A 1,152-nucleotide genomic window follows, 5' to 3' on the forward strand; every position below is an offset into this window, starting at 1 on the left:
ACGCGCAGTACGCCGTCATCATCGGCGCCGGGGTGATCGCGGCTAGCGAGGCGATCTGCAGCAGATAGCCGCGGCTCTCGACGAGCACCGGCAGGAACGCCCGGGCCGTCACCGCCGAGCCGATCAGATTGACCTCGATCACCCGCCGCCAGGCCACCGGGTCGGAATCGACGAACGGACCGCCCGTCGCCACCCCGGCGTTGGCCACCACGATGTCGACCTTGCCGAAGCGCTCCTTGACCTCCTGGGCGACCCGCGTCATCGCCTCGTGGTCGGTGACGTCGGCGTACCAGTGGTCGCTCTCGCTGTGCAGCCGCGCGGAGGCCGCCTTGAGCGCGTCCTCCTCCAGACCGACCAGCGCCACCTTCGCTCCGCGCGCGGACAGCTTGCGCGCGAGCAACTCCCCGACGCCGCGCGCGGCTCCGGTGACCACCGCGACCTGCCCCTCGAGGCTGACCCTGCTCATGCGCCCTCCTTGACGTGTGCGTCCACCGCGTCGGTCGTGTCAGTCGTGTCAGTCGTGTTCGTCAGGTACGTCGCGGCGAGTTCGCGGATCTTCGCGGTGACCAGCTCGGGGGCCTCGACGGGGGTCATGTGGCCGAGTCCGGGGAACTCGGTCAGGCCGACGCACGCCGGTAGTGCGGCGACGAGCGCCCGCGCGTGCACCGGTGGCGTGAGCCGGTCGGCGGTGCCGGCGACCACCGCGGTCGGCACCGTCAACTCCCGTACACCGTGGTCGAGGTCGAGGCGCTCCAGCACGCTCGCCCAGGCGCCGCGCACGGCGCGCGGGCAGGCGTGCACGATCCGCGCGCACGCCTCCACCATGTGCGGGGCGGAACCGGCGCCCATCGTGGCGTACTTGAGGATGCGCCTGGCGAGGGGCGTGACCGGTCCGAGCGGGGCGCGCGAACCCAGAATGCGCCCCGTGATCCAGGTGCGTACGCGCCCGGCGCGCAGTGGCAGGACGCGCGCCTCGGCCACGAGCCGTGAAGCGCCCGTGCTGCACAACAGGACGGCAGCCGTGTGCTCCCGGAAACCGGGGCGCGCGGACGCGGCCATGACGGTCATCCCGCCCATGGAGTGGCCTGCGATCACGGCCTTCTCGCCGGGCGCGAGGGTGTGTGCGAGCACCGCTTCCAGATCGTCCGCCAG

General features: G+C 72.6%; 2 protein-coding genes. Both read right to left on the minus strand.

Going from position 1 to position 1,152, the window contains the following annotated elements:
• The coding region (locus tag AB0I77_RS53800; protein WP_363290371.1) for an SDR family NAD(P)-dependent oxidoreductase at positions 1–466 on the minus strand (466 nt) is incomplete at its 3' end.
• On the minus strand, positions 463–1,152 hold a 690-nt coding region (locus AB0I77_RS53805; protein WP_363290372.1), incomplete at its 5' end, for an alpha/beta hydrolase. The genes AB0I77_RS53800 and AB0I77_RS53805, both read right to left, overlap by 4 nt.

The organism is Streptomyces sp. NPDC050619, from assembly GCF_040654815.1.
Lineage (GTDB): Bacteria > Actinomycetota > Actinomycetes > Streptomycetales > Streptomycetaceae > Streptomyces.